General features: G+C 68.9%; 17 protein-coding genes. 10 read left to right on the top strand and 7 right to left on the bottom strand.

Annotation, left to right across the window (positions count from 1 at the left end):
• The first annotated feature begins 38 nt into the window (after window positions 1–38).
• The 3 genes from ACSHXN_RS39710 (at window position 39) to ACSHXN_RS39700 (ending at window position 3,560) form a co-directional block, all read left to right on the top strand.
• Window positions 39–1,625 (top strand): acyl-CoA mutase large subunit family protein, encoded by a 1,587-nt coding sequence (locus tag ACSHXN_RS39710; protein ID WP_355140358.1) that lies wholly within the window; start codon window positions 39–41, stop codon window positions 1,623–1,625.
• Between the two features lie 106 nt (window positions 1,626–1,731).
• Window positions 1,732–3,306 carry an acyl-CoA carboxylase subunit beta gene (locus ACSHXN_RS39705; RefSeq protein ID WP_438305855.1) on the top strand — a complete coding sequence of 525 codons (1,575 nt, stop codon included), beginning with the start codon at window positions 1,732–1,734 and terminating at the stop codon, window positions 3,304–3,306.
• Window positions 3,307–3,347: 41 nt separating this feature from the next.
• The gene (locus ACSHXN_RS39700) at window positions 3,348–3,560 is read left to right on the top strand and encodes an acyl-CoA carboxylase epsilon subunit (RefSeq protein ID WP_356293047.1); all 213 of its coding nucleotides are present in this window, start codon (window positions 3,348–3,350) and stop codon (window positions 3,558–3,560) included.
• Window positions 3,561–3,612: 52 nt separating this feature from the next.
• On the opposite strand, the gene ACSHXN_RS39695 is transcribed toward ACSHXN_RS39700, so the two are convergent.
• The 3 genes from ACSHXN_RS39695 to ACSHXN_RS39685 all read right to left on the bottom strand — a co-directional run bounded on the left by ACSHXN_RS39695 (window position 3,613) and on the right by ACSHXN_RS39685 (window position 5,506).
• Complete coding sequence (locus ACSHXN_RS39695; protein WP_355133575.1) at window positions 3,613–4,278, bottom strand: TetR/AcrR family transcriptional regulator; 666 nt, start codon at window positions 4,276–4,278, stop codon at window positions 3,613–3,615.
• Window positions 4,279–4,393: 115 nt separating this feature from the next.
• On the bottom strand, window positions 4,394–5,161 hold the full coding sequence (locus tag ACSHXN_RS39690; protein WP_355133577.1) for a class I SAM-dependent methyltransferase: 768 nt from the start codon (window positions 5,159–5,161) through the stop codon (window positions 4,394–4,396).
• Between the two features lie 162 nt (window positions 5,162–5,323).
• Window positions 5,324–5,506 carry a hypothetical protein gene (locus ACSHXN_RS39685; protein WP_383358888.1) on the bottom strand — a complete coding sequence of 61 codons (183 nt, stop codon included), beginning with the start codon at window positions 5,504–5,506 and terminating at the stop codon, window positions 5,324–5,326.
• Window positions 5,507–5,928: 422 nt separating this feature from the next.
• Between ACSHXN_RS39685 and ACSHXN_RS39680 the strand changes: the two genes are divergently transcribed.
• Window positions 5,929–6,294 (top strand): hypothetical protein, encoded by a 366-nt coding sequence (locus tag ACSHXN_RS39680; RefSeq protein ID WP_355133579.1) that lies wholly within the window; start codon window positions 5,929–5,931, stop codon window positions 6,292–6,294.
• Window positions 6,295–6,622: 328 nt separating this feature from the next.
• Here ACSHXN_RS39680 and ACSHXN_RS39675 read toward each other — a convergent pair whose 3' ends face one another.
• Window positions 6,623–7,624: an acyl-CoA desaturase gene (locus ACSHXN_RS39675; protein WP_356114593.1), complete on the bottom strand. Its 1,002-nt coding sequence runs from the start codon at window positions 7,622–7,624 to the stop codon at window positions 6,623–6,625.
• A gap of 730 nt (window positions 7,625–8,354) precedes the next feature.
• A complete protein-coding gene (locus tag ACSHXN_RS39670; protein WP_383358886.1) occupies window positions 8,355–9,149 on the bottom strand; it encodes an SGNH/GDSL hydrolase family protein in 795 nt (264 codons plus the stop codon).
• A 481-nt stretch (window positions 9,150–9,630) separates the two neighbouring features.
• On the opposite strand from ACSHXN_RS39670, the gene lpdA reads away from it, so the two are divergent.
• Window positions 9,631–11,043 carry a dihydrolipoyl dehydrogenase gene (gene lpdA / locus ACSHXN_RS39665; protein ID WP_438305852.1) on the top strand — a complete coding sequence of 471 codons (1,413 nt, stop codon included), beginning with the start codon at window positions 9,631–9,633 and terminating at the stop codon, window positions 11,041–11,043.
• 174 nt (window positions 11,044–11,217) lie between these two features.
• Here the strand turns inward: lpdA and ACSHXN_RS39660 are convergent, their stop codons facing one another.
• Window positions 11,218–12,951 carry a LamG-like jellyroll fold domain-containing protein gene (locus ACSHXN_RS39660; protein ID WP_438305850.1) on the bottom strand — a complete coding sequence of 578 codons (1,734 nt, stop codon included), beginning with the start codon at window positions 12,949–12,951 and terminating at the stop codon, window positions 11,218–11,220.
• Between the two features lie 641 nt (window positions 12,952–13,592).
• Between ACSHXN_RS39660 and ACSHXN_RS39655 the strand changes: the two genes are divergently transcribed.
• Window positions 13,593–14,573: an alpha/beta fold hydrolase gene (locus ACSHXN_RS39655; protein WP_356293041.1), complete on the top strand. Its 981-nt coding sequence runs from the start codon at window positions 13,593–13,595 to the stop codon at window positions 14,571–14,573.
• 232 nt (window positions 14,574–14,805) lie between these two features.
• The gene (locus ACSHXN_RS39650; RefSeq protein WP_438305847.1) at window positions 14,806–15,399 is read left to right on the top strand and encodes a TetR family transcriptional regulator; all 594 of its coding nucleotides are present in this window, start codon (window positions 14,806–14,808) and stop codon (window positions 15,397–15,399) included.
• Window positions 15,400–15,526: 127 nt separating this feature from the next.
• Here the strand turns inward: ACSHXN_RS39650 and ACSHXN_RS39645 are convergent, their stop codons facing one another.
• A complete protein-coding gene (locus ACSHXN_RS39645) occupies window positions 15,527–16,129 on the bottom strand; it encodes an SDR family NAD(P)-dependent oxidoreductase (protein WP_438305845.1) in 603 nt (200 codons plus the stop codon).
• Between the two features lie 162 nt (window positions 16,130–16,291).
• Between ACSHXN_RS39645 and ACSHXN_RS39640 the strand changes: the two genes are divergently transcribed.
• From ACSHXN_RS39640 to ACSHXN_RS39630, 3 genes are read left to right on the top strand one after another with little or no spacing between them, the layout of a single operon-like run.
• Entirely contained in the window at window positions 16,292–17,131 is an 840-nt protein-coding gene (locus ACSHXN_RS39640) for an SDR family oxidoreductase (protein WP_438305843.1), read from the top strand.
• Entirely contained in the window at window positions 17,128–17,280 is a 153-nt protein-coding gene (locus ACSHXN_RS39635) for a hypothetical protein (protein ID WP_355133595.1), read from the top strand. The genes ACSHXN_RS39640 and ACSHXN_RS39635 overlap by 4 nt, the downstream gene beginning before the upstream one ends.
• Window positions 17,277–18,320 (top strand): aldo/keto reductase, encoded by a 1,044-nt coding sequence (locus ACSHXN_RS39630; RefSeq protein WP_438305841.1) that lies wholly within the window; start codon window positions 17,277–17,279, stop codon window positions 18,318–18,320. The genes ACSHXN_RS39635 and ACSHXN_RS39630 overlap by 4 nt, the downstream gene beginning before the upstream one ends.
• Window positions 18,321–18,337: the final 17 nt, after the last annotated feature.

Genomic DNA, 18,337 nt, shown 5'->3' with positions numbered 1-18,337 from the left:
ACCGTCGAATCGATATCGAGTACCGATGGAGGTCCGGCGTGGGTTCCGTGACGCATGGCGAGTCGGGGCTGCCGATCCAGCCCCTGTACGACGGCTCAGCGCTGGAGGGCTTCGACGCGGAGGCCAAGCTGGGGACGCCGGGGCGGTACCCGTTCACCCGCGGTGTCTATCCGTCGATGTACACCGGCCGGCCGTGGACGATGCGCCAGTACGCCGGGTTCGGCACGGCGAAGGAGTCCAACGAGCGGTACCACGAGCTGGTGAGCGCCGGCACCGGCGGCCTGAGCGTGGCCTTCGACCTTCCGACGCAGATGGGCTACGACTCCGACGAGGCCATCGCCCGGGGCGAGGTCGGCAAGGTCGGCGTGGCGATCGACTCGATCGAGGACATGCGGACCCTGTTCCACGGGCTGCCCATGGACAAGGTGTCGACGTCGATGACGATCAACGCCCCTGCGTCGACGCTCCTCCTGCTGTACCAGTTGGTCGCCGCCGAGCAGGGCATCGCGGGGGATCAGCTGGCCGGCACGATCCAGAACGATGTACTGAAGGAGTACATCGCCCGCGGCACCTACATCTATCCGCCGAAGCAGTCACTGCGGCTGATCAGCGACATCTTCGGCTACTGCCGCACGGAGATCCCCCGCTGGAACACGATCTCCATCTCCGGGTATCACATGGCCGAGGCGGGGGCCACGCCCGTTCAGGAGATCGCCTTCACTCTGGCCAACGCCAAGGAGTACGTGCGCACCGCGATCGCCGCGGGCCTGGACGTCGACGACTTCGCGCCCCGGCTGTCGTTCTTCTTCGTCGCGCGGACCACACTCCTGGAGGAGATCGCGAAGTTCCGCGCGGCCCGCCGGATCTGGGCGCGCATCATGCGCGACGAGTTCAAGGCGAAGAATCCCAAGTCACAGATGCTGCGCTTCCACACCCAGACCGCCGGCGTGCAGTTGACCGCGCAGCAGCCCGAGGTCAACCTCGTCCGGGTCGCCCTCCAGGGCCTGGGGGCGGTGCTCGGCGGGACGCAGTCCCTGCACACCAACTCCTACGACGAGGCCATCGCCCTGCCGACCCAGAAGGCGGCGCGACTCGCCCTGCGGACCCAGCAGGTCATCGCCTACGAGACGGACGTGACCAGCACCGTCGACCCCTTCGCCGGTTCCTATGTGATGGAGTCGATGACCGACGACATCGAGGCGGCGGCTCTGGAACTGATCCGGGCCGTCGAGGACCGGGGCGGCGCCGTCTCCGCGATCGAGCAGGGCTTTCAGAAGTCCGAGATCGAGAAGTCCGCGTACCGGATCGCGCTGGAGATCGACAACCAGAAACGCACCGTCGTGGGGGTCAACACGTTCGTCCTCGACGAGGAGGAACCCTACGAGCCGCTGCGGGTCGACCCGCAGATCGAGATCGACCAGTGCGAACGCCTCGAGGCCCTGCGCCGGGAGCGTGACCGCGACGCCGTCGAACGGGCCCTCGACGCCCTGCGCGCGGCAGCCGAGGGCACCGGCAACGTCCTGATCCCGATGCGCGAGGCCCTGCGACTTCGCGCCACGGTCGGCGAGGTCTCCCACGCCCTGCGGGACGTGTGGGGTGTGTACGTCCCCGTCGACACGTTCTGATCCGCGGCGACGACTCCCCCGCCCAGGAGCCGGACCCCACGGCATCAGTGGACCTCCGTGGTCCCCTCCCACCGGAAAAGCGCACACTTCGAGAAGCGGGTCACCAGTGAGCGACATTGACATCCGAACGACTGCGGGCAAGCTCGCGGATCTGCAGCGCCGTGTGCAGGAGGCGACGCATGCCGGCTCGGAGCGTGCCGTGGAGAAGCAGCACGCCAAGGGCAAGCTGACCGCCCGTGAACGGATCCTGCTGCTGCTGGACGAGGACTCCTTCGTCGAACTCGACGAGTTCGCCCGCCACCGCTCGACCAACTTCGGCCTGGAACACAACCGCCCCTACGGAGACGGCGTCGTCACCGGCTACGGCACCCTCGACGGCCGCCCCGTCGCCGTGTTCTCCCAGGACTTCACCGTCTTCGGCGGCGCCCTCGGCGAGGTCTACGGACAGAAGATCGTCAAGGTCATGGACTTCGCCCTCAAGACCGGCTGCCCCGTCATCGGCATCAACGACTCCGGCGGCGCCCGCATCCAGGAAGGCGTCGCCTCCCTGGGCGCCTACGGCGAGATCTTCCGCCGCAACACCCACGCCTCCGGCGTCATCCCCCAGATCAGCCTGGTCGTCGGCCCCTGCGCAGGCGGCGCCGTCTACTCCCCCGCCATCACCGACTTCACCGTCATGGTCGACCAGACCTCCCACATGTTCATCACCGGCCCCGACGTCATCAAGACCGTCACCGGCGAAGACGTCGGCTTCGAGGAACTCGGCGGCGCCCGCACCCACAACACCGCCTCCGGCGTCGCCCACCACATGGCCGGCGACGAGAAGGACGCCATCGACTACGTCAAACAACTGCTGTCCTACCTGCCCTCCAACAACCTCTCCGAGCCCCCCGTCTACACCGAGCACGCCGACCTCACCGTCACCGACGACGACCGCGAACTCGACACCCTCGTCCCCGACAGCGCCAACCAGCCCTACGACATGCACACGGTGATCGAACACATCCTGGACGACACCGAATTCTTCGAGACCCAACCCCTGTTCGCCCCGAACATCCTCACCGGCTTCGGCCGCGTCGAAGGCCACCCCGTCGGCATCGTCGCCAACCAGCCCATGCAATACGCCGGCTGCCTCGACATCAACGCCTCCGAAAAAGCCGCCCGCTTCGTACGCACCTGCGACGCCTTCAACGTCCCCGTCATCACCTTCGTCGACGTCCCCGGCTTCCTCCCCGGCGTCGACCAGGAACACACCGGCATCATCCGCCGCGGCGCCAAACTCATCTACGCCTACGCCGAAGCCACCGTCCCCCTCATCACCGTCATCACCCGCAAAGCCTTCGGCGGCGCCTACGACGTCATGGGCTCCAAACACCTCGGCGCCGACCTCAACCTCGCCTGGCCCACCGCCCAGATCGCCGTCATGGGCGCCCAGGGCGCCGTCAACATCCTCCACCGCCGCACCATCGCCGAAGCCGACGACCCCGACACCACCCGCACCCACCTCATCCAGGAATACGAGGACACCCTCCTCAACCCCTACATCGCCGCCGAACGCGGCTACATCGACGCCGTCATCACCCCCTCCGACACCCGCCGCCACATCACCCGCGGCCTGCGCCAGCTCCGCACCAAACGCGAAACCCTGCCCCCCAAGAAACACGGCAACATCCCCCTCTGAAAACCACCCCACCCCACCCCACCCCACCCCAGGGACACGACATGACCATCAAAGTCGTACGGGGCAACCCCACCCCCGAGGAGCTCGCCGCCGCACTCGCGGTCGTCCGAGCCCGCGCCGCGGCGGCAACCACACCACCGCCCGGCGCGGCAGACGCTCTCGACCTGTGGGCGGACCGGAGACGCACCATCGGCCGGCCCGGCCTTCCTCAGCCCTCCGCCACGGCATGGCGCAGCACCTACTGGCCCGGCTGAAGCAGCGTACGGGGGCGACCGCCGACGCTCCGAGGGCAACGGCGGGTCGACGTCAGCCGACCACGACGTCCGGACCCCGGCTCGACTGCTCGGCGGCGGAGGACACGTCGGGAAGGGCTTGATCGATCAGTACCCGGGCGGCATCGAGCGCATCATGGCGCGGGTGAGGGCTGTCGAGCGAGGTCGACAGTGCGGTGGCGCCCTCGAGGAGCACCGCCAGATGACGGCCCAGCCGCTCGGGATCGTCGGCACCCGCGCGCGCGGCGATGTCGGTGAGCAGCCGTACGAGGCCCTGTTTGTGGCGCTGGACGAGCTCCCGCACGTCGGGCATGGTCCCCGCGGCCTCCACGGCGGCGTTGTGGAGCGGACAGCCACGGGTGGTCGTGCGCCCCGAAGGGCCCGAAGCCGCGTCGGCGACCATGGCGAACAGTGCGAGCAACTGGTCCTTGGGAGTGAGTCCGTCGCGGGTCAGGTACTGTTCGATCCGCTGTGAGAGCCGGGCCTCGTAGCTGCGCAGGTACTCCTCCACCAGTGCCGTCTTGGTCGGGAAGTGCTGGTAGAAGGTCCGCGTGGAGACCTCGGCGGTCTCCACCAGGCGCGCGACACCCGTGGCCTGAATGCCCTCTTCGTAGAACAAGGCCGCGGCCGCCGCCAGGATGCGCTCGCGCGCCCCCCGCCCTCCACGACGCCGTTTGCCGGACGTGCCCACGGTCTCCACACCGAAAGTATAGCATTCACTTTACTTTGAAGATCTGCGCGTCACCGTGGAAGAGATGCGATCGCTTTGCCTCAGAGGTGGCGAACCGATCCCTGATCGGCATCACTGGCGTGCCCTACTCGGGCATTCCGTGCGGGACGGGCTCCGCGGTACCGCGTCGCGCCACGAACACGAACTCCCTGCCCGGCCGGTCGGGTGCGTCCCGTACGTCCTCGACGACGAAGCCGTGCTCGCGCAAGTCCCGCTCGATCTCCGTACGGTCGCGGAAGCGAAGTGTCGATTCCGAGGTCAGTACGTCCCCGTCCGCAGCGAACACGTGCGTGCCCCGGAAACTCACCAGCGGCAGGCTCACGTCCGTCAGCTCGGCCCAGGTCTCGACGTGACCGACGCCCGGGATGTCCGTCCTGCGGTACGTCGTCTCGCGTGTCCACTCCGCCCACTCCTCCCACTCGCGCCGCGCCGGATCGCGCGTCTCGAAGACAAGCCGCCCGTCGGGCCGCAGCGCCTCGTACGCGCCGCGCAGCGTCGTACGCCACGCCTGCGGATCGGCGATCGCCTGGGCGACGTTCCCGGTCATCGTCACCAGGTCGATCTGCAGGGGCGGCAGGTCTCCCGCGTCGCCGTCGAGCCAGCGCACCCGTTCCGCGCCCGGCTTGCCACGCGCGACGTCGACGGACGCCCGCGCGGGATCGATCCCGGTGACCGTTATCCCGCGCTCGGCGAGCAGCAGCGCGAACACGCCCGTACCGCACCCGATGTCCAGCACGGACCGCGCACCGAACTCCTGGGCCATCGCGAGATACGCGTCGAGATCGCTGCGGTCCGGATCGAGTGGGTCGTAGATGGCGGCGAGGCGCGGATGCCCGAAAGTTGCGTCAACCATGGAGACGAACGTATGCGGCTCCGAGCCCGCGCGGCCACTGCCTTTTCGGGTTACGGCGCCCAGCGGGCGCGGCGAAGTGCGCCGCTGATCCCGGCGCCCCTGCCGGGCACCGCAGTGCCGCAGCGAACCTCGGTCGGGCCGCTGAGGAGTCGTCTTGGAATGTCACGCCCGCATCAGGACCGAGGCGAAGGTGAAGGCCGCTCGGCAGGATCCGGCGATCGTGTCGTGGCGGGTCGCCGGCACGTCCCGCCGGGCCGTGCCCGTCCGGAACTTCCCCACGATCCGGTTGAGCACGGTTCGGTCGTCCCGCCGCTTCCGTCCGTGCAAGGACCGGGGCAGCAACACCGCCCCTTCGGTACGGAGCTTGACAGTGGCACAGGCATGCCGGTACTTGGCATGAGGTACGTCCGCCGCCCGCCCCAGGGCATCACCGACCCGGTCCGACGCCGGCACGGTAAGGCCGGGGCGAACCTCTTTCGACGGCGGGCTGCTGGAGTTCGACGTGTCCTTGGGGGAAGGTCGTCATGGTCAGGGCAGCACGAGCATCGGCAGTGGTGGCGCTGGCGGTTGTGTTATCGGGAGGCTGCGTCTCGGGCGGGGCACCGGAGTCCGGCTCGCCCAGCAGACAGGGGGCTGATGCGCAGGTGCCTGCCCACTCGCCCCGGCCCGCGAACACCGCCGCCCCTTCTCGACTTGTTCGATGCGGTGTGGGCGAGGCCTATGGCCGACTCCCTTCGCGACCACCACTCGACAGGACCGATGTCGTCGTGGGGCCGTTGCGCTGGCCCGGCCTCAAGGGATGGAAGGACGGTCGCCCGACGGACTTCGGAGGACGTACGGCGGACGGCTGGCACTACAAGATCGGCGCCGAGCTCGAGCGAGGCTCGGTGGTGAGGGTCACCGTGGCGCCCGAGGCGCGACAGCGCGCCGGCTTGGGCTATGGCCAGGAAGAGGGCTACAGGCCCGCCGCAGAGGTCACGTTCAGGGCCTGCCCGGACGCGGACACGGCGTATGTCGGCGGCTTCTACGTACAGGGCGACGGCCGCTTCTGCCTCCCGCTCGACGTCCGGGTGGGCCATGGCCCACCGCGGAGAATCGTGGTCTCCGTGTTCAGCGGTGACTGCCGAGCCTGACTGCCGCGCAGGCGCGCAGGGCGGTGGAGCGCGAGTACCGAACACCCCGCTGCTTCCTGACGAAGGGTCCGAACCGAGCCTCGTAAGACCGCCGAGCGGCACTCCGCCGCGGCAGCCGGCCCGGCCCACACGGCCCTCGGCGCCCCGAACGGCGGTGCGGACGGGGCTGCTTGCCGAACCAGCCCCGTCCCGCGGAAGTCACGCCGTCCATCGGAGCAGGAGCCCGCTCCGTCGTCAGTCGGTGGGGCCGCACCAACCGGACCCCCTTCCGCCGAGAGCGGATGCCCGTACGGTTCGTCGAGTGCCGCTCCTGCCGCCCGGAGAGGTGTCAGACCGCGGACCGGCGCGGGCCGGCCGCTTCGGGGAGCAGTCGGGCGCCGAGACGGTCCGCGCTCGGCCAGCGCACGTCGTGGACCCAGCGCAGCTTCTCGAACACCCAGATGAGGCGTGCCGACGGGTCGAGCTGGCCCGGCAGGACGCCGTGGCGCGCGCCCGTGGGGTCGGCGTGATGTGAGTTGTGCCAGCTCTCGCCGAAGGACAGCAGTGCGAGCGGCCAGAAGTTGGTGGCCTTGTCCCGGCTGAGGAACGGACGCCTGCCCGCGACGTGGCAGACCGAGTTCACCGACCACGTGACGTGGTGCAGCAGCGCCATCCGGATCACGCCGGCCCAGAAGAACCCGGTCAGCGCGCCGGTCCAGGTGCCGGTGACGAGCCCGCCGACCAGCGCGGGCAACAGGAGGGAGACGGCGGTCAGCGGCCCGAAGAGCCGACCGACGACCCGGAGGTCGGGATCGGCGGCGATGTCGGGCGCGAACCTGGCACGGTTGCTCAGCTCACGCTTCAGCATCCACCCGATGTGCGCGTGCAGAAGCCCCTTGAGCAGCGCGCGGGTGTCGGTCCCGTAGCGCCAGGGCGAGTGCGGGTCGCCCTCGCGGTCGGCGAAGGCGTGATGGCGGCGGTGATTCGCCACCCACTGGACCGGCGAGCCCTCGACCCCGAGCGAACCAGCGACGGCCAGGGCGATCCGCAGGCCTCGCCGAGCCTTGAACGAGCGATGTGTGAAGAGACGGTGATAACCGACCGTGAGGCCGAAGCCGGACACGAGGTAGGCAACCACCGCCATGCCGACGTCCAGCGCCGACAGACCCCACCCCCACACGAACGGCACCACGGCGATCAGGCAGACCGGCGGGCCGACGACGAAGATCCACATCGCCGCCCCCGCCGCGGCCGTCTGCGGGGCGTCGAGCAGCGGTTTGACCTCGGTGGTGGTCTCGGCGCCGCGTTCGGTGACGGCCTGTTCAGCGCGGTCAGCGTCGCTCGGGGTCATCGATTCCTCGCCGTTGCTCGAGCCGATTCGGACGGGGTGCCGGAACGGCGGGATCATGCACATCAGTGCGCACTCGAGAGCCCACTCACCGGCCCGGGGCACAGGATCCCACCGGCCGGCATCCGTGCAGGTCGTCGCCGGTGTCCGGGGTGTGAACGTCGCGAGACCGAATCGCCTTCGGCGCACCCGGCGGGCAGGCGACCGAACGTTCCCGACGCACCACCGCACACCGCCCGGCACCCGGGCCGCGGTACGGCACGTGCCCCGCTCGGAGTCACGGAGACCCCGCTGCTCAGCGCACGTGCCGCCTGAACCGACGGCTCCACCTTCGACTGCACGCGCGACGCACGCCACAGCGACGACGGCCGGGGTGTGCCGAAGCTCATCGTGCACAAGCGGGGACGCGCCCGGTACTACCGGGTCGGCGAGCGAGGCTTCCTCCACCAGGCCCTCCGCACGGCCGAATCGGGCCACCTGAGGTGACCGAGAGTTCGAACTCCGCTTCCACACCGCGGAAGAGGCATCGGGCCCTCGTCCGCCGCGGCACGGTGTCCAGGCGGGAACGGTCAAGGCCGCACAGCGGACACGCGGCACGTGGGTTTTGGGGCAGAAGTCGAGTCGAGCGGCGGAGTGACGCCGCATCAACCATGTCGGGGCGGCGTCTTGCGCATCTGCGCCACAGCCTCTGCCCGCCGTACCCGGCGGGCAGAGGCCTGTCGTGTGAGACGGATCAGCTGTTGGCGTTGAAGACCGGGTAGTAGCCGCTCGAGTGACCGGTGGCGGTGGGGTGGTAGGACTCCCAGCTCGGGGAGACGACCAGGGAGTGCAGCCAGCCGTTCCCGGAGCAGAGTTCGTGGCCGGTGAATGCCCCGCGCACGTCGCCGAAGACGAAGCCGTGGGCGGCCGCCCTGGCGGCGATGACGTTGTCGAGGACGTCCGCGGCCTCGTCGATCTTGCGGTGCTTGGTGTCGCTGAGGCCGACGCAGAAGACGTTCAGGGTGTACATGCGGGGGTAGCCCAGGACGACCACCTTGGCGTTGGGCGCCTTGGCACGGATCGCGTTGTAGGTGGCGTCCAGGCGGGCGGGGAGCGTGTTCTGGGCGTAGCTCTCGGCCTGGTTGACCCGGTTGACGCAGTCGGTGTCCGAACCCGCCACACAGGTGGTCATGACATCGGAGAAGCCCGCGTCGTTGCCGCCGATGGTGAGGGAGACGAGTCCGGTGGCGGAGTTCAGGGGGCCGAGCTGGCCGTTCGTCACATCGGTGGTGACCGCACCGGAGCAGGAGGTGTCGGCGAACGAGGAGGGGGCGTGGGCGTTCTTCCACAGATAGGGGTAGGCGCTGAAGCTGCGGTGGCAGTTGCCGCTCGAACTGTCGTAGTTTCCTGCGCCGTTGCCTGCTGAGTACGAGTCCCCCAGCGCGACGTACGCGGGTCCGGCGGCTTCTGCCGGACCGGTCATCACCAGGCTGAACATCAGCGCGAGGGTCAGCGTGGCAAGGGCCGAAAGCGACTTGATGCGTCTCACATGACCTCCCTGAGCGGGAAAGCTGGCCCTCATTTGGTACAACAGGCAACCACCCAAGGGAAGTGTTCATGTCAAAGATTCTTCCCGCGTAGATGTCCCGTTCATGCCATTGGCGAGCGGCATTGGACCAGACCGCAGAAAAGGTCGTGGTTGCGGCTGTGAGCAGCACTCAAACCTGTCGACGACGACGGGAAATTGACCGGAAACTGACGTTCCGTCAATCGGTGCCCACGCATCGGACACGTACCGATGAGCAGGCCCTGCCGACGCCGGGTGGGCCCTCGCCAGATCGCCCACGACCGCTCCTGATGCGCCCGTGCGCAAGCCCTTCCTTCGCGTGCGACCGTCCGACGGGGCGCCGCCCGATGTATGCCCCGCCCCCGCCATCGCCGGTGAGCCGGGTGCCGACGCGGCGGAGACGGCGGCGGTGCGAAAGAATCCGCTAGGCACCCACAAGGGCCGATACGGGAAGGAACTCCTTATGAACGTGCGGGACGAGCACTTCGACGTTGTTGTACTCGGTGCGGGCGTCGGTGGATACGTGGCCGCGATCCGCGCTGCCCAACTGGGCAAACGCGTCGCCGTCGTCGAGGAGAAGTACTGGGGCGGCGTCTGCCTGAACGTGGGCTGCATCCCTTCGAAGGCCCTGCTCCGCAACGCCGAACTGGCACACGTCTTCACTCACGAGGCGAAGACGTTCGGCATCAGGGTCGACGGTCAGGTCTCGTTCGACTACGGCGAGGCGTACCGGCGCAGCCGCCGGGTCGCCGACGGACGGATCAAGGGGGTGCACTACCTGATGAAGAAGAACCAGATCACGGAGATCGACGGCCGTGGCACCTTCCTCGACCCGCACACCCTCCAGGTGGCAGGCACCGACGGCTCGTCCCGCACCGTCCGCTTCGACCACTGCATCATCGCGACCGGTGCCACGCCCAAGCTGCTGCCCGGCACCCGACGCACCGAACGTGTGGTGACGTACGAAGAGCAGATCCTCGCCGAGAACCTGCCGCGGTCCATCATCATCGCGGGGGCGGGCGCCATCGGCGTCGAGTTCGCCTACGTCCTGCACAACTACGGTGTGAAGGTGACCGTGGTCGAGTTCCTCGACCGGATCGCGCCGCTGGAGGACGTCGAGGTCTCCGCCGAACTGGCCCGCCAGTACCGCAAGCTGGGCATCGATGTGCTCCCCTCCACCCGCGTCGACGCCATCGACGAGTCCGGTCCGCAGGTGCGGGTCACGGTCACCGCCAAGGACGGCTCCCAGCAGGTACTGGAGGCCGACAAGGTGCTCCAGGCGATCGGCTTCGCACCCAACCTCACCGGCTACGGCCTGGAGAACACCGGCGTGCGGGTCACCGAGCGTGGAGCGATCGACGTCGACGGCCGCTGCCGGACGTCCGTTCCCCACATCTTCGCCATCGGAGACGTCACCGCCAAGCTGATGCTCGCGCACGCCGCCGAGGCCATGGGCGTGGTCGCGGCCGAGACCATCGCGGACGCGGAGACCATGGAGCTGAACTATGTGATGATTCCGCGCGCCACCTACTGCCAGCCGCAGATCGCCAGCTTCGGCTACACCGAGGCCCAGGCCCGCGAGCAGGGTTACGACGTGAAGGTCGCCAAGTTCCCCTTCAGCGCCAACGGCAAGGCGCACGGCCTCGGCGACCCGACCGGCTTCGTCAAGCTGATCAGCGACGCCAAGTACGGCGAGCTGATCGGCGGCCACCTCATCGGCCCGGACGTCACCGAGCTGCTGCCCGAGCTGACCCTGGCCCAGCAGTGGGACCTGACCGTGCACGAGGTGGCCCGTAACGTCCACGCCCATCCGACCCTCGGCGAAGCGGTCAAGGAGGCGGTGCACGGTCTGGCCGGCCACATGATCAACTTCTAGTCGGGGAACGACCGGGCGAACGTACCGCCGTTCGCACACACCGACGGCACGGAGCCGTTGCCCTCCCCGCCCGGCAAGGCAACGGCCCGGCCGTCGGGCCCCGCTCTCGGGCCGTGACCCTCCCGGCGAACGTCTCCCGTCCCCGGCGGTGATCCGGGGACGGGAGAGACCGTCCTACTTGCGGGTCAGGAACTCCTCCGTGGAGAGGGCACGGTTGACGATGCGGATGTCACCGACGTTGCCGTGGAAGACGATGTCGACGGCGCCCGCGCTCTCGTGGCCGCCCACCAGCCAGGGCAGTCCGAGCGAGGTGAGGCCGATCGACTCACGGTTCGGGTTGTCGACGACCGGGGCGCCCTCGACGTACAGCTTCGTGTACCGGCCGTCGTTGACGACGGCGAGGTGCCACCACTTGAGCTCCACCAGTCCGTGACCCCAGTTGGTCGTCGGGTAGGTGTCGTTCAGCGGGTAGTGGTTGAACTGCGGCTCGCGGCCGTTGTTCGAGATGGAGAACTGGACCAGGGGCTCGTTCGGGTCGGTGTTCTTGCCGTGCTTGCCGGCGTCACCGGCCGAACCCCGTCGGCTGAGTATCGCCGCCCAGCCGTTGTTGCCGGCGTCCCAGTCCAGCGGCATCATCACGAACGTCTCGATGGTGTACCCGGACTTGAACGTCTCGGCGTTCAGCGGAGCCTTCGCCCCGGTCGTCAGGTACGTGCCGTGGAGCGGGTTGCGTCCACCGACGAACTTCAGGCTGGCGTGCGCCGGTTGGTCGGGGTGGTGGTCGGCGGACCAGGTCAGCGCGTCGGCGGCCGTGCCCGGCAGTGTGACCACCGTCAGGTCGTTGCCCTTGCCGGACAGGTCGTGGATGGTCTGGCCTGCGGTGAGCGCGGTACCGGGAGCGCCCTGCCCGTCGAAACGCCAGTACGCCATCGTGCCCTTGACCAGTTCCCGGGCGGCCGGACGAGCGGGCCGGACCGGCACCGGGATGAAGCTCGAGAACCGCTTCTCGAAGTCGATCGGCATCGAGAAGTTGTCGACCGGGCCGGTGATCCGGGCGTGCTCGGCCGCCAGTTCGGTGCGGGACTCGGGGTCCTGCGCCAGGATCCACGGGTTGATCGTCTCGACGTCGATCGCGTTCCGGGCGAGGTCGAAGTGGTACAGCCGGATCATGCCGCCACCGCCGAAGTACCGGTTCTGGTAGTTCGTGATGTGCATGTACACGTCGTTGCCGGCGGCGTTCTTCTTGGCCGTACGCGCAGGCGGCCAGTAGTGACCGTTGAGGGTCAGGAAGATCTGGTCATTGTCGTTGATCAGCTTGTCCCAGACCGTCTCGCCGTAGCCGGAGAGCACGGCGTTGTTCTCGGGGTCGCCGGACTCGTACGGGAAAACGTTGTCATCGTAGTTCGAGTAGACGAGGTCGTGCGTCGTGAGGATCACCGGCATCTTCGGGTGGGCCTTGATGACGTCGTTCGCCCACGCGAAGCCCTGGTCGGTGGTCCGCCAGTCCATGGCCAGCACCAGCCACGAGTGCCCGGCGGCCTGGAAGATGTGCGCGGTGTTGTAGCCGGTCGGGTCGGCCCCGGCGAACGTCTTGGAACGCTTGAAGCGCTGCGGACCCATGGTCTGCAGGTACGGCGTGTCACCACGGCTGTCGTCGCCGCTCACGTCGTGGTTGCCGGCCAGCACGCTGTACGCGGCACCGTGCGCGTCCAGCAGGGCGAAGGCCTTGTCGACCTGCTTGAACGACAACGGGTCGGCGTCCTGGGTCATGTCACCGAGGTGCGCCATGAACACGATGTTGTTGTCGGGGTTCCCGCTGTTGTCGATGATGTAGCGGAACGACTCCTCCTGCGGCGTCCGGTTGACGCTGTCCTGGCTGCCCCAGTACAGGAACTGGGTGTCAGGCATGACCGCAAGGGTGAACTGGAGGGCGGTCGGATCCGGTCTCCACGTCCCGGTCCTGCCGCTCTTGGCGGCCTCGGCGGCGAACGCGGGCGTTCCGCCGAGAACGGACGCGCCGGTTCCCACCGTTGCCGCTCCTGCACCGGCCAATGCCGCGTTGCGCAGAAACCCTCGGCGGCTGTGTCCGGTCGACTCCTGGGACGGAGTGTCACCGTGAATGGACATAGGGGCCCTTCCCGGGTTGATAGTTCAAACAGGAACGACGCTAGTCAGAAGCGGTGCAAGCTGGGCGGCCACCGGGTGACGAACGAAGATCAAGTATCTGTCCAGGACTGAAAGGTCCAGCCATGTCATGACGGGATACCGATCTCCCGATGAGCGGACGGTGACCAACAGGTGTAGTGGCAACCGGCAGCCGGTTGCCACGGAAATCGATGCAGCGCGGAACGGGCGCAGCCTCACGGCCACCGTGCCGGAAAGGGGACACCCGCCCCGTGGGTGAACCACCCAGGGGACTCGCTTGCCGAATCGGCAAACGTACTCGTCGTCGGCGCGGGGACATCCGCATGATCGGTGTCGAGCCCCGGATCGCCCGCACATCGGGCCGCCCGGGACAAACAGCAGACCGACGGTTCTGAAGGAGTCACATGTCGCGGCACGTCGCGGAGATCGCACACCGGATGGTCCCCTCGCCCGGAGGCCGGATTCACCTCGTGGAGCAGGGAACCGGGCCGCTGGTCCTGCTCGTCCACGGTTTCCCCGAGTCCTGGTACTCCTGGCGCCACCAGCTGCCGGTGCTCGCCGCCGCGGGATACCGCGCGGTCGCCGTCGATGTACGCGGCTACGGCCGCTCCTCCAAGCCGGCCGCGACCGACGCGTACCGGATGCTCGACCTGGTGGAGGACAACGTCGCCGTCGTACACGCGCTGGGCGAGGAGTCCGCCGTGGTCATCGGCCACGACTGGGGCGCCACCATCGCCGCGAACTCGGCGCTCCTGCGGCCCGAGGTCTTCCGCGCAGTGGGACTGCTGAGCGTCCCGTACACCCCGCGCGGTGGGCCCCGCCCCAGCGAGCTGTTCGCTCGGATGGGGGGCGACGAGGAGTTCTACGTCTCGTACTTCCAGCAGCCGGGCCGCGCCGAGGCCGAGATGGAACCCGATGTACGCGGCTGGCTCGCGGGCTTCTACGCGGCCCTTTCCGCCGACACCATGCCGGCACCCGGTGCCCCCGATCCACACTTCGTCGGCAAGGGCGGCACGCTGCGCGACCGGTTCCCCGTCGGCCGGCGGCCCGCCTGGCTCAGCGACGAGGAGCTCGACGTCTACGCCGGGGAGTTCGAACGCACCGGGATGACCGGAGCGCTCTCCCGCTACCGCAACATGGACCGCGACTGGGAGGATCTCGCCGATGTCGACGGCGCCCCCATCACCCAACCGTCCCTGTTCATCGGCGGCAGCATGGATGCCTCGACGACATGGCTGGCCGATGCGATCAAGGCGTATCCGGTCACGCTGCCCGGCCTTGTCGGCTCCCACCTGCTGGACGACTGCGGGCACTGGATCCAGCAAGAACGCCCCGCGGAGGTCAACCGGCTCCTCACCGACTGGCTCGCCGCACTGCCCGCCTGACACACCCCGGCGCGCCTCTCGGCCACGAAGCCCCTCGTCCGGCCGGTGAGCCCGTCCGGCCCCGATCGCCGCCGCCCCGGAACCTTGATCAGCACGTTCAAGGAACCCGAAGGGCGATCACCAGGCAGTGATGCCCAGTCCGGATCGGCGGCCGGACGGGTCCGGCCGTGGGCCCGTGCGCAGCGCATGACCGCCCGTGACAACCATCCGGTTGGATTGTTAAGCTGGGTGGGTGCCGTACGACTCCGCAGCCACTCGTGCCCGCCTTCTGGACGCGGCTTATCACGAGTTCTCCGAGCGCGGTCTGGCCGGCGCCCGTGTCGACCGGATCGCGGCCGCAGCGTCGGCCAACAAGCAGGCCATCTATGCCTACTTCGGTTCCAAGGACAACCTCTTCGACGCGGTACTGGGCGACCGGCTCAGCGTGCTCGCCGACACCGTGCCCTACACGCCCGACGATCTACCGGGCTACGCGGGCGCACTCTTCGACGCCCTGAACGCGAATCCGGATCTGCTGCGCCTGACCCGCTGGCGTGCGCTCGAACGCGACGACGCCACTCCGGGCGAGATCGAGTCCCACCTGGAGAAGGCCGTCGCGTTGCGCACGGCGCTGGGCCTGCCGGACGACCGGACCGCCATCGACGTGCTCGAGATCGTGGTGGCGATCAGTACCGCGTGGACCGGTGTTCCCGAAGGCCTGCGGGCCCTCGGCGGCGAGGATCCCGTCAAGCGGCAGGCCGCCCACCGGGCGATGGTGGTCGCCGCCGTCGAGGCGATCTGTCAGTCGCTGGGCGGCAGCGGGACCCCGGCCAGCCCCGCGCAGTAGTCCGACAACGCCTCCCGGGCCGCGACATCGTACGCGACCGGAAGAGGCTGCCTCGGCCGGCGGTGGTAGAAGTACTGGCCCGTCACATCGGCTGCGGGATCGTCCGATGCGGCCAGCCACGCCTGGGTCACGTGTGCCTGGCTGATGTCGTCCGGTGCGCCGGGTCCATCCATGCGGGTCGGCACCCACCCGGCTCCAGGGCATTCGACCGCACGTCCGGCCGATGCCGCGCGACACCGAAGGCGAGCAGCACGTCGAAGAGCTTGCTGTCGGAGTACGCCTGAGCGGCCTGCCGGCGCCGGCGCTCCCACTGCGGATCACCGAGGCCGGCCGAGCCACCCTGGTGCATACCTGAGGAGAGGTGGACGAGCCGGTTCGGCGGCATGATCAGCGCGGTCAGGAGGTACGGCGCGAGCACGTTGATCGCGAAGACGTGACTGAGCCCGTCGGCGGTGACCAGGTACCGCTCCCGATAGCCGACCCGTGCGTTGTGGATGACGGCGCCGAAGCGCCCGGTCGCATTGGCCTGCTCGGCGACGGATCGCATCGCGTCGATCGACGCCAGGTCGCCGACCAGCACGTCATCGGCGGCCGGGAGGGCCGCCCGGGTGTCCACGGCACGTCTCGCGTCCCTGGCGTGCAGAACGACGCGGTGCCCCTGCTGGACGAGGAGTTCGCCGACCATGAGTCCGAGCCTTCGGCTGGAACCGGTGATGAGTACGCGTGCCATGTGCCCCACCTTCCGTCGAGTCCACCCGGGGCGTCCAAGACCTCTTTCGTGCACGGCGATGCCTCGGAGGTACCACCACACAACCAACTGGATGGTTGACTCTTGCATCCCTCCTTCGCTAGGTTTCAACCATCCAGTTGGATTGAAATCGGAGAGGTCGAGATGGCTCAGTGGTTGGTGACGGGAGCGTCCACCGGGATAGGACGCGAGGTGACCGAGCAGCTCCTGGCGGCCGGACACCGTGTGGCGGCGACGGCCCGGGACGCCGCCCGGCTCGAGGACGTACGGAGGTCGTACCCGGGCACGGTCTGGACGGCGGACCTGGACGTGACCGACACCGCCGCGATGCGCGCGGTCGTCACCCGGGCGTTCCAGGAGCTGGGCCGGATCGACGTGGTGTTCTCCAACGCCGGCCGCGGCGCCGTCGGGGCGGCCGAGGAACTCACCGACGAGGCGATCGCCGAGCAGGTCGCGGTCAATATGACCGGCCCGATCCAGCTCGTACGGGCGGTGCTGCCGTATCTGCGGGCCCAGGGCGGCGGCCGGATCATCCAGACCTCCACGATGGGCGCGCAGATCAGCAGTCCGGGTGCCGCCATATACCACGCCTCGAAGTGGGGCGTCGAAGGCTTCCTCGAGTCGATCATCGGTGAGGTCGCACCGTTCGGCATCGGCATCACGATGGTCGAACCGGGCAGCGTACGCACCGGGTTCGGGGCGGCACTGTCGATCGCCGAGGCGAACCCCGCTTACGCCGCGACCCCGGTCGGCCAGGTCCGCCGGTTCATCGAAGAGTCGGGCGGGAACCTGACAGGCGCTGCGCCCGGCGATCCGGCACGGGTCGCCACCGCGATCATCATGTCCGCGTCGACCCGGCCGGCTCCACGTCGACTGGTCCTCGGCAGCGACGCCTACCAGGCTGTCCGCGCCGCCCTGTCCGGCCGTCTTCGCGAAGTCGAGGCTGGTAGCGCCCTCGCGGCCTCGACCGACTTCCCGACATGAGCACGCCCGGCATCCGCACCGCTGCGGTCCCGCCGGGCAACAACGCCGTCCCGCTCGTCGGCGACCGGTTCCCCGAGTGCCCGACCTGGGCCGCCGGCCCGCACACCGCTCCCCCTGCCACTGACCACGTTCTGGAGATCAGCAGATGAACCTCACCGACTTCCGTACGCTCGGCCGCACCGGTCTCCGCGTCAGCCCGCTCGCCCTGGGCACGATGACCTTCGGGGACCCGTCCTGGGGTGCCGACGAGGCCGCCTCGGTCGAGATCCTCGACCACTACCTGGACGCGGGCGGCAACTTCATCGACACCGCCAACCGCTACATGGACGGCGCATCCGAGCGTGTCATCGGCACCTACCTCGGCAAGCACCCCGGTCTGCGGGACCGGCTGGTGATCGCGACCAAGTTCGCGCTGACCATGGACGCGCACGACCCGAACAACGGCGGCACGGGGCGCAAGGCGATCCGGCGGCACGTCGACGAGTCGTTGACCCGTCTCGGCACCGACTACCTCGACCTGTACTGGCAGCACAACTGGGACCGGCACACCCCGCTCGAGGAGACCATCTCCACGCTGGACGATCTGGTGCGCGAGGGGAAGGTGCGCTACGTGGGCCTGTCCGACACCCCGGCCTGGGCCGTGGCGCGCATGGCCACGCTGGCCGAATGGCGCGGCTGGACCCCGATCGCCGCCATCCAGGTCGAATACAGCCTCCTGGAGCGCACGTCGGAGGGCGAACTCTTCGGGGCCGCACGGGAACTGGGGTTGGGCGTGATGCCGTGGAGTCCGCTGGCCAACGGGGTCCTCACCGGCAAGTACACCCGGGAGAACCCGAACCCGGCAGGGTCCGGACGGGGGATGTTCGTCGGCCGGCACCTCAACGAGCGAACCTGGTCGCTGCTCGACGCGCTCGGCCGGATCGCCGCAACACACGACACCACGGTCGCCGCGGTGGCACTGGCCTGGGTCCGACAGCAGACGATGGTGACGTCGACCATCGTAGGGGCGCGGACGGTCGGCCAACTGACCGCGAACCTCGCCTCGCTCGAGGTCGCGCTGACCACGGACGAGTCGGCCGAGCTCGCCGAGTTGACCGTCCCGGATCTGAACTTCCCGGTGCCGTTCCTGCGCGACTTCGGCGTTCCGGCGCAGCAGGGCGCGACGACGATCAATGGGGTGAGCGCCTGAGGGAGTCACTCGATCCC

The sequence above is a fragment of the Streptomyces sp. HUAS TT11 genome (assembly GCF_051553595.1).
GTDB lineage: Bacteria > Actinomycetota > Actinomycetes > Streptomycetales > Streptomycetaceae > Streptomyces.
Note: the sequence above shows the minus strand (reverse complement) of the source record. Positions and strands in the feature narration are given on the sequence as shown.

Bases quoted from the DNA above. Each gene is read 5' to 3' on its own strand.
- ACSHXN_RS39640 (WP_438305843.1), top strand. From the start codon at position 16,292: ATGGCTCAGTGGTTGGTGACGGGAGCGTCCACCGGGATAGGACGCGAG.
- ACSHXN_RS39635 (WP_355133595.1), top strand. From the start codon at position 17,128: ATGAGCACGCCCGGCATCCGCACCGCTGCGGTCCCGCCGGGCAACAAC.
- ACSHXN_RS39645 (WP_438305845.1), bottom strand. From the start codon at position 16,129: ATGGCACGCGTACTCATCACCGGTTCCAGCCGAAGGCTCGGACTCATG.
- ACSHXN_RS39655 (WP_356293041.1), top strand. From the start codon at position 13,593: ATGTCGCGGCACGTCGCGGAGATCGCACACCGGATGGTCCCCTCGCCC.
- ACSHXN_RS39700 (WP_356293047.1), top strand. From the start codon at position 3,348: ATGACCATCAAAGTCGTACGGGGCAACCCCACCCCCGAGGAGCTCGCC.
- ACSHXN_RS39630 (WP_438305841.1), top strand. From the start codon at position 17,277: ATGAACCTCACCGACTTCCGTACGCTCGGCCGCACCGGTCTCCGCGTC.
- ACSHXN_RS39675 (WP_356114593.1), bottom strand. From the start codon at position 7,624: ATGACCCCGAGCGACGCTGACCGCGCTGAACAGGCCGTCACCGAACGC.
- ACSHXN_RS39690 (WP_355133577.1), bottom strand. From the start codon at position 5,161: ATGGTTGACGCAACTTTCGGGCATCCGCGCCTCGCCGCCATCTACGAC.
- lpdA (WP_438305852.1), top strand. From the start codon at position 9,631: ATGAACGTGCGGGACGAGCACTTCGACGTTGTTGTACTCGGTGCGGGC.
- ACSHXN_RS39660 (WP_438305850.1), bottom strand. From the start codon at position 12,951: ATGCCTGACACCCAGTTCCTGTACTGGGGCAGCCAGGACAGCGTCAAC.